Raw genomic sequence first — 8,892 nt, 5'->3', positions numbered from 1 at the left:
GATGGCATCGAGAACGCGCTCGGCGCGCGGTCCCAATCCAATCAGTAGCGGATAGGTAGGCACAGAGCTTGAAGTCTTCAGACGCAGGCGACTTGTCAGTCATCATCACGGCAAACGTTCAACCGCACCAAGTCGCCCCAGGCGTCGATCTCGGCCTCGAATTCGATCGGCCGGCAACAGACCGGACAGTCTTCGATATAGCGATGGCTGGCCGAGCCATCGACCTCGGTGGTGATGGTTTCGCCGCAATAGGGACATTGCACCGCAGTTTGTTTAAGCATCAACGATCTCCAGGATGAGGAAACGGTGGCCTGGCCGCCCCTGTTGGACAAACGCCAGCCATTTGACGGGCCTCGGTCGATCTGTCGAAATGGTTGACGACGGCGCTGCGGCGCTAAACTGGATAAAAATGGAGATACCGTGATGCGAGTCCTTGCGACCGATCTTGACCGAACCTTGCTGCCAAACGGCAGCTGGCCCGCTGACCCTAACGCCATCGACTTGTTCAACGACCTGACCGAACGCCAGGGGATCTTCGTCGTCTACGTGACCGGCCGCAACCTGCGGCTGGCCGAAGAGGCGATCCGTGAGTTTGGCATCCGCCATCCAAATGTGCTGATCGGTGACGTCGGCACCTCGATCCGCCGCTTCGAGGACGGCCAGTGGCAGATCGATCAGGCCTGGGTCGAGCACGTACAAACGGTCTGTCCACGCTGGGACGCGGCTGCCGTGCGCGAGGCCGTTGCCGACATCGACGGCATGCGCGAGCAGGAGGTCGAGCACCTGAGCGCGTTCAAGCAGAGTTACTACGTCGATCACGCGAACAAGGATGCGGTGATCGCGCAGGTCACCGAGCGCACCCAGGACCGCTTCGATGAGGTCGCGATCTACAGCTTCGACTCGCAAAGCGGCGATGGCCTGCTGGATTTTCTGCCGAAGGCGGCGACCAAGCAGACCGCGCTCGAGTTTCTCGCAGAGCAGATGGGCGTACCCAAGCAGGAGGTGGTGTTCTGCGGCGACAGCGGCAACGACATCTTTCCGCTCACTGCGGGCTTCTCGGGCGTGCTGGTGCGCAACGCCGATGAGCAGCTGGTCGAGAAGGTGCGCGAGGCCATGGCCGAGAACCCGAGTCTACGCGCCTATTTCGCCAAGGGCGGTTTTAAGGGGCTGAGCGGCTACTACACCAGCGGTGTGCTCGAAGGCGCGCATCATTATGGGGTGTTAACGGACGCTGACGCTTAACCCATCTTCCATCGACTGTTTTCCCGGTTTGATGAGCACTGGTCGCCATTAAACCGGGGACTAAAAAATGGACGGTGCCCGCGCGACGCGGCAGCTACCCGCGAGCCCGAGCATCATTAAAACTGATCGGCTAGCGTTTTAGTCGGATTTACAGAGCCTAGCCGCATCATGAACGGCTGCGAGGGCAGCATTCGTTGACGTTCGTATTACGAACTGGTCCGGTTGATCTGCGTCAGTAAAATGGCCGCTGAATCAGCCAAGGCCATTGATCATTTTCAAGGCGCTCATTCAGAATGCAGCGGCTGTAAGGAAAATAGTCTTGCAGTATGCGGCGCAAAGTGCAGGGCTCCTCGGCGAGTGAACGCAGTGCTTTGCCGCAGCCTGTATTGCTGGCGTGCTCGACAACAGCAAGAACAATAAGATGACTGGGGAAATCGGAGGAGCAACGATGCCAAGACGCATGGCTACCATGGGAGTTGTCTGCCTCTTGGCGGCACTTCTGGGCACGGCTGTCGTTCCCGTCGCCTTGGCGACGACGACGGAGCCCGACGAAGGGCTGATGATCGACAACTTCGATCCCGAGACCGGTAAGCGGGTCATTCCTAACGAACGCTGCCTGACCTGTCACGGTGACGAGCAGCAAAAGACCGATGTCCGCGATGATGGCACTCCGGTAACGATCTTCGTCCACCGCGAGCAGATCGAGAACAGCGTTCATGGCGCGCTGAAATGCACCAGCTGCCACGTCACCATCGACCGCGTCCCCCATCGCAAGGCACCTGAGGTCGTCGTCGGCTGCATCGAATGCCACCGCAAGACCTGGGAAGAGCACCAGGATGACCCGGACGGCGACTATGCCCGGCTCGAGGTGGTCAACGAACAGATCGACAGCTACATGCAGTCGGTCCACGCGCAGCCCAACGCGCTCGACCAGTCCCACACCAACGCCACTTGTTACGACTGCCACGAGGGCCACAACGTTGGCGAACTCGGCAGCATCCAGCGTGCCGAGTTCCGGCTGAAGAATCCACAGGTCTGCGGTCGCTGCCATGAGGCGGCGCTCGACGAGTACCGCACCTCGGATCACGGCAAGGCGGTCCTAGACGAGGGCGACAGCGAGGCGGCGGTCTGCTCCGACTGCCACAGCACGCACGAGATCGCCCCCACCGAGACCGACAAGGCTCAGCTCGCGATCACCAAGCATTGCGGCGACTGCCACCAAGAGGCCCAGCGCACCTACTTCGATTCCTATCACGGCCAGGTGCACCGTCTCGGCTATACCGAGGCGGCCAAGTGTCACGACTGCCACGGCGGACACCTGGTCAAGAGCGAGGATGATCCAACCTCGGAGATCCACGCCAATAATCGCCTGGAAAACTGTCGCAACTGCCACGAGAACGCCAATAAGAATTTCCTGAGCTTCTGGCCCCACGGCGATGCTAACGACCGGGAAAACTACCCGGATCTGTGGGCCTTCAAGGTGTTCATGGAGACCCTGATCTTTGCGGTCATGGGCTTCTTCTGGATCCATGTGCTCTTGTGGCTCTATCGCGAAGTCATGGATCGCCGCCAGGGCAAAGGCTTCAACGAAGACTTGAGCACGCCCGACGTGGTCTACTTCCGCCGCTTCCCGGCTGTCTGGCGCTGGATTCACTTTCTGTTCGCCGTCGCCACCATGACGCTGATCCTCACCGGCACCACACTGCTGTTCTCACATACCGCGTGGGCCAAGGCGGTGGTGGATTTCCTGGGCGGCATCCGGATGGAGGCGATCATCCACCGCACCGCAGCCGTCCTCTGGCTGAGTATCTTCACCCTGCATCTGGTCCTGGCCATTCGCAATATCCGGCGCAACCGCGCGACCTTTGAATGGTTTGGCAGCACCTCACTGCTCCCTAACTGGAAGGATCTGAAGGATCTGAAGGACATGTTCAAATGGTTCCTCGGCTTTGGACCGCGCCCCCAGTTCAACCACTGGACTTACTGGCAGAAGTTCGACTATTGGGCGCCGTTCTGGGGGGCCATGGTGATCGGCCTGTCCGGGCTCGTGCTGTTCATGCCGGGGATCACCTCACTCGTCCTGCCGGGCTGGAGCTTCAATATCGCCAACCTGGTGCACGCTGAAGAGGCCCTATTGGCGGCCATCTTCTTGAACTCGGTGCACTTCTTTAACGTGCACTTCCGCCCAGAGCGCTTCCCGATGAGCACGGCCATCTTCACCGGCGTGATTCCCATCGATGAGTTCAAGCACGACCACCGGCTCGAATACGACCGGCTGGTGGAGAGCGGAGAGTTGGAAAAGCACCTGGTCCAACGTCCTTCGCGCCGCGCCTCGCTGGCGGCCTCCTTCATCACCACCGTGCTGATCATGGCCGGTTTGGCCCTGCTGACGCTGGTGCTGATCGGTTTGGTGACCTCGCCGAACTGAGGGGATGGAGAACATGACAATCACCAAGAACAACACGACCATCAACGAGCGCGCCCGCAACCATCGTGTGACCATGCCTGTCCTGCTCGCCCTACTGACTGTGCTGCCAGCCACGCTCTCGGCGGGGCCATCCGGCCAGGCCATGGCCTTCACCTGCGCCGGCTGTCACGGCACCGACGGCTCCAGCGTCGGGCCGTCCATGCCCGCCATTGCCGGCATGGACCCAGAGGTCTTTGTGGATGCCATGAAGGCCTACCGCCAGGACGAGCGCAATGCCAGCATCATGAACCGCATTGCCAATGCCTACACCGACGATCAGTTCGAGGAGATGGCCTGGTTCTTCGCCAGTCAGCGCCTGCGCCTATTTCCGCAGCCATACAACCCGGAACTGGCTGAGCAGGGTGCCCGCCTGCACGATGAGTACTGCGAGAAGTGCCACGAGAACGGCGGCCGACCCGGTGACGCCGGTACCCTCGCCGGTCAGTGGATGCCGTACCTGCACTACACCATGGATGACTTCATCAGCGGCAAACGCAAATGGCCGCGCAAGATGCAGCGCAAGGTCGACGCCGCGATCGAGGAGGCCGGGGGAGATGCTATACCCGCCTTGGTCAATTACTACGGCAGCCAGCAGTAGTGCGGCGGTGGAGAACAGCATTGTGATACACCTGAAACGTCGAACCTTCATCCATGCCGCCGGTGGCGCCGCCGCTCTCGCTACCCTGGGCTTTCCATCGCTGGTGTTGGGGGCCGCGCGCCGCGTGGTTGTGGTCGGCGGCGGGGTTGGCGGCTGCACCGCAGCCAAATACCTGCGCAAGCTCGACCCAAACATCGCCGTCACCCTGATCGAGTCGAAGCCGGCCTACACCTCCTGCTTCATGAGCAACGAGGTGCTCAGTGGCGAGCGAACGTTGCAATCGCTGACCTTCGGCTACGACGGTCTACGTGGCTACGGCGTGGAGGTGGTCCAAGACAGGGTGGTCGGTATCGATCCGGAGAACCAGCAGGTCCAGACCGCAGGCGGCGGTGCGTTTGATTATGACGCCTGCGTGGTCTCCCCCGGTGTCGGCTTCAAGTGGGACGCCATCGAGGGCTACGACGAGCAGATCGCGAACGAGCGCATTCCCCACGCCTGGAACGCCGGCCCGCAGACGCAACTGCTGCGCAACCAGATCGAGTCCATGCCCGAAGGGGGGCATGTGATCATCGTCGCCCCGCCCAATCCGTTCAAATGCCCGCCCGGACCCTACGAGCGTGCTTCGCAGATCGCCCTGTACTGCAAGCACCACAAGCCAAAGGCCAAAATCACCATCCTTGATGCCAAGGACGCCTTCTCTAAACAGGGGCTCTACATCGAAGGCTGGACCAAGCTCTACGGCTACGGCACCGACGACAGCATGATCCAGTGGGTCAGCGCCGCCCAAGGTGGTGCCATCGAAGAACTGGACCCGAGCACGCACACCTTGATCGGCCTTGTCGAGGACTTCCAGGGCGACGTGATCAACATCATCCCGCCGCAGAAGGCGAACGCCATCGCGTTCGCGGCGGACCTGGTGGACGGCGACTGGTGCCCGGTGGACAAGCGCACCTTCGAATCCACCCGCCACAAGCACATCTACGTGCTCGGCGACGCCTCCAGCGCGTCCAAGATGCCCAAGTCTGCTTATGCCGCCAACTCCCAGGCCAAGGTCGCCGCTGCGGCCATCGCTGCTGGCTTTCAAGGCAAGGAGCCGGGCGACCCAACCTTCGTCAACACCTGCTACAGCGTCGTCGGCGAGGATTTCGGCATCTCCGTGGCTGCGGTCTACAACCTGGACGCCGAGACCAACAGCATCGAGCCGATCCCCGGCTCCGGGGGCGTCTCACCGGCGAATGCGACTCCGGAGATCCGCAAGCGGGAAGTGAGTTATGCCCATAGTTGGTTCAAGAATGTCATCAACGACATGATGGAGTAGATGCCGAGCCGGCCGTCCTCGATTGCGGGGACTCGTCGGGATAACCCTCCGGGTTCTGGCGCTGCCAAAGCCAGGCATCGTTGACCATTTGTTCGAGGCCGCGCTCGGCTTGCCAGCCGAGCAGTTCACGCGCCTGGGTCGGATCGGCATAGCAGGCGGCGATATCGCCGGGCCGACGCCCGACGATCCGATAGGGTACCGGCCGGCCGCTTGCGGCCTCGAACGCGCGCACCATCTCGAGTACGCTGTAGCCCTGCCCGGTGCCGAGATTGCAGGTCAGCAGCCCTGGCGCATCCCACAGACGCTCTAGCGCCGCCAGGTGACCAAGGGCCAGATCGACCACATGGATGTAGTCGCGCACGCCAGTACCGTCTGGGGTTGGATAGTCATCGCCGAAGACCTGCAGCGCCTCGCGCTTGCCGACCGCAACCTGGGCGATGAACGGCATCAGGTTATTCGGAATCCCGTTCGGGTTCTCGCCGATGCGACCGCTCGCATGCGCGCCCACCGGGTTGAAATAACGCAGTAGCGCGATGTCCCAGCTCGGATCGGCGCGATACAGGTCGCGCAGGATCTCCTCGATGAAGAGCTTAGTGCGGCCATAAGGATTGGTCGCCGAGAGCGGAAAATCCTCCCGAATCGGCACCGTTGCCGGATCACCGTAGACCGTGGCCGAGGAGCTGAACACCAAGCGCTTAACGCCCGCCTCGCGCATCGCCCGGCACAGCGAGAGGGTGCCGCTGATATTGTTGTCGTAATACTCGAGCGGGATCGCGCTCGACTCACCCACCGCCTTGAGACCAGCGAAATGGATGACGGCATCGAAGGCGTGCGCTGAGAACAGCTGCCCAAGCGCGGCCTCATCGCGCAAGTCCGCATGCATGAAGTCCAGCGGCCGGCCGCTGATCTCGCGCACCCGTTGCAGCGACTCGGACTTGCTATTGCTGAGGTTGTCGACCACGACCAGTTCGTGGCCGGCGGCAAGAAGCTCAACGCAGGTGTGGCTGCCGATATAGCCCGCCCCGCCGGTGATTAATACCTTCATCCGCGCCTCCTGGCGACAGGGGCGCTGCTTACGCAGTCAACAGCGCCAGAAATCGATGTCTGGCTGCCAGTATAGCCATTCGCGTCGACGTCCGAACAGGACGCGCCCTTGAGACCCAAGAGACCGGATCTCGCGAACTGCGGCAGCGGGTCCAGACGCTGTCAGGAAATGCTGCAATGGGCGCCCCGGAAGCCATTCAAGCTCGGACTTCGCCGCCGCGATTCGGTTTTCAGACCGCTGCTCAGGCTGCCGAGCGCTGCAACCGCAACCGGACACGCAATTGCCGCAGCTGCTCCGGGGCGATCACCTCCTCGGTTAGGATCATTAACGGATAGCGCAGCCAACCGACCCGGAAATGCAGGATCACCAGCGGCACCGTGACTAGGCTGCTCGGCAGCAGCACCGCATCGCGCAGTTGACCGTTGCGAAACCCGAGCCGCCAGCCCTGCCCGGACCAGGTCGCCTCCCGCAACGACCAGGGCGCCAGCGCTAGGACCTGCGCCCAGAGGCCATAGCCGAAGCTGAGCATGACTAGCAGGAGCAACAGCACGCGCAGCAGCGGCTCGAGCGGCGTTAGCTCGAGCGGGATCATCAGCAAGACGACCGCCGCGAGTAGATGCGTCGCCAGCAGCATCAGCCCGAGCCAACGCGAGCGACGCGGCTGCAGCCGTAGCGGCGGCCGACGCCGATGATCGCTCACAGATAGAACAGCATCATCAGCAGGAAGAACAGCGCGACTGAGATGATGTCGTTGCCGGTGGTGATGAAGACGCCGGTGGCCATTGCTGGATCGATACCAATCCGATCGAGCAAGATCGGGATGCTAGCGCCGACGGTGACCGCGACCACGATCACCGAGAGCAACGACAGCCCGGCGGTCAAGGCGAGGATGAGCGGGTCCTGCACCTCGATGAACTGCGCCACCAGCAGCACCAGCGCGATCAACACCGTGGCCGCGATGGCACCATTGGCAACCGCCGCGACCAGCTCCTTGCCGAGGCGCCAACCGAGATCGGCAAAGGTAATGGTTCCGCTCGAGAGGCCCTGCACGGCGACGGTCGCGGCCTGGATGCCGGCATTACCGGCCATCGACATCACGATCGGGATAAAGCTGGCCAGAATCGCCGCCTTCGCCAGCTGATCCTCGAAGGCGCCGACCACCGCCGCAGACAGACTGGCGCCGGCCAACCCCACCAGCAGCCAAGGGATACGCCCGCGAATGATGCGACGGATCGGTTGATCCGGGCGCGAATCGGCGGGTAGACCAGACATCAGGTTCAGGTCTTCCTCGGCCTCTTCCAGCAGCACGCGCCGCAGCTGTTTGGGCGTGATCCGGCCGATCAGACGCCCGTCGCGATCCACAACCGGCACCACCGAAAGCTCATGGCGGTCGGCGAAACGGGCCACCTCTTCCTGATCCGTCTCCGGGCCGACGGCGACGAAGTCGGTCTGCATGATCTGCTCGACCAGGGTCTCCTTCGGCGCCAGCAACAGATCGCGCAGCCGCAGATAGCCGACCGGACGCTGGTCGGTATCGACCACGTTCACCGCATAGAGCTTTTCGATCGCCTCGGCATTGGCGCGAATGTCGGCATTGACCTGGCCCACAGTCCAATCAACAGGCACCGCGACGAACTTGCGGCTCATGATGCTGCCGGCGGATTCCTCGCCGTAGCCGCGCAGGGCCTCGATCGTCTCGCGCTCCTGCAAGCGCGGCAGCACCTGCTCGGCAACCTCGTCGGGGAGGTCGTCGAGCGCATCGGCGGCTTCCTCGGGCTCGAAGCCATCGAGCACGTCGATCAAGCGCTGCACCGCGACATCATCGAGCAGCGCAGCGCGGAACGAGGGATTCAGCTCGGCGATGATGCGCAGCTGCGGCTGATCCAGCCAACTGGTCAGCTTGCGCGCGCGCTTCAGCGGCAGATGCACGAACAGCGACACCATGCTCGGCGGCGGCATCCGGCGCACGGCCTTGATCACGGTCTCGCGCGCGCCGGCCTTGATCAGCCGCGCGAATTCGTCGACCACGGCCCGATTCGGCTCGCTCAAGTCCTCACTGACCGCCTTGTTGGTATCGGCGTGCCAGATGAGCGGGATTTGCGGCTTCTTGGCTTTCATCAGTGTCGATTCTTTCCGGCGATCAGATTATGCGGTGATAGCGGTGCAACCAGCTTAACCAGTTACACAAGATAGAGCGAACCCATGACGATCGGATGAAACCT

Annotated in this window: 8 protein-coding genes; 4 read left to right on the top strand and 4 right to left on the bottom strand. The window is 62.3% G+C overall.

Annotated elements, in window-relative coordinates; all coding sequences use genetic code 11:
- Positions 1-95: 95 nt before the first annotated feature.
- Positions 96-281: a CPXCG motif-containing cysteine-rich protein gene (locus AC54T3_RS05565; RefSeq protein ID WP_496623043.1), complete on the bottom strand. Its 186-nt coding sequence runs from the start codon at positions 279-281 to the stop codon at positions 96-98.
- A 142-nt stretch (positions 282-423) separates the two neighbouring features.
- On the opposite strand from AC54T3_RS05565, the gene AC54T3_RS05560 reads away from it, so the two are divergent.
- The 4 genes from AC54T3_RS05560 to AC54T3_RS05545 all read left to right on the top strand — a co-directional run bounded on the left by AC54T3_RS05560 (position 424) and on the right by AC54T3_RS05545 (position 5,625).
- Entirely contained in the window at positions 424-1,242 is an 819-nt protein-coding gene (locus AC54T3_RS05560) for an HAD-IIB family hydrolase (protein ID WP_496623042.1), read from the top strand.
- 487 nt (positions 1,243-1,729) lie between these two features.
- Positions 1,730-3,670 (top strand): cytochrome C, encoded by a 1,941-nt coding sequence (locus tag AC54T3_RS05555; protein ID WP_496623040.1) that lies wholly within the window; start codon positions 1,730-1,732, stop codon positions 3,668-3,670.
- Between the two features lie 13 nt (positions 3,671-3,683).
- On the top strand, positions 3,684-4,307 hold the full coding sequence (locus tag AC54T3_RS05550) for a c-type cytochrome (protein WP_496623038.1): 624 nt from the start codon (positions 3,684-3,686) through the stop codon (positions 4,305-4,307).
- A 22-nt stretch (positions 4,308-4,329) separates the two neighbouring features.
- A complete protein-coding gene (locus AC54T3_RS05545) occupies positions 4,330-5,625 on the top strand; it encodes an FCSD flavin-binding domain-containing protein (RefSeq protein ID WP_496623036.1) in 1,296 nt (431 codons plus the stop codon).
- On the opposite strand, the gene galE is transcribed toward AC54T3_RS05545, so the two are convergent.
- From galE to mgtE, 3 genes are all read right to left on the bottom strand, one after another.
- Positions 5,606-6,670: a UDP-glucose 4-epimerase GalE gene (gene galE, locus AC54T3_RS05540; protein ID WP_496623034.1), complete on the bottom strand. Its 1,065-nt coding sequence runs from the start codon at positions 6,668-6,670 to the stop codon at positions 5,606-5,608. The genes AC54T3_RS05545 and galE overlap by 20 nt on opposite strands.
- Before the next feature lie 241 nt (positions 6,671-6,911).
- The gene (locus AC54T3_RS05535; RefSeq protein WP_496623033.1) at positions 6,912-7,370 is read right to left on the bottom strand and encodes a protein YgfX; all 459 of its coding nucleotides are present in this window, start codon (positions 7,368-7,370) and stop codon (positions 6,912-6,914) included.
- Complete coding sequence (gene mgtE, locus AC54T3_RS05530) at positions 7,367-8,788, bottom strand: magnesium transporter (RefSeq protein ID WP_496623031.1); 1,422 nt, start codon at positions 8,786-8,788, stop codon at positions 7,367-7,369. The genes AC54T3_RS05535 and mgtE overlap by 4 nt, the downstream gene beginning before the upstream one ends.
- Positions 8,789-8,892: the final 104 nt, after the last annotated feature.

The sequence above is a fragment of the Halochromatium sp. NSM3 genome (assembly GCF_059621085.1).
This window is presented reverse-complemented; position numbering and strand designations above follow the sequence as displayed.

What these genes read in the sequence shown, in the direction of transcription:
- AC54T3_RS05565 (WP_496623043.1), bottom strand. Translation starts at nt 281, where the DNA reads ATGCTTAAACAAACTGCGGTGCAATGTCCCTATTGCGGCGAAACCATC.
- galE (WP_496623034.1), bottom strand. Translation starts at nt 6,670, where the DNA reads ATGAAGGTATTAATCACCGGCGGGGCGGGCTATATCGGCAGCCACACC.
- AC54T3_RS05560 (WP_496623042.1), top strand. Translation starts at nt 424, where the DNA reads ATGCGAGTCCTTGCGACCGATCTTGACCGAACCTTGCTGCCAAACGGC.
- mgtE (WP_496623031.1), bottom strand. Translation starts at nt 8,788, where the DNA reads ATGAAAGCCAAGAAGCCGCAAATCCCGCTCATCTGGCACGCCGATACC.
- AC54T3_RS05550 (WP_496623038.1), top strand. Translation starts at nt 3,684, where the DNA reads ATGACAATCACCAAGAACAACACGACCATCAACGAGCGCGCCCGCAAC.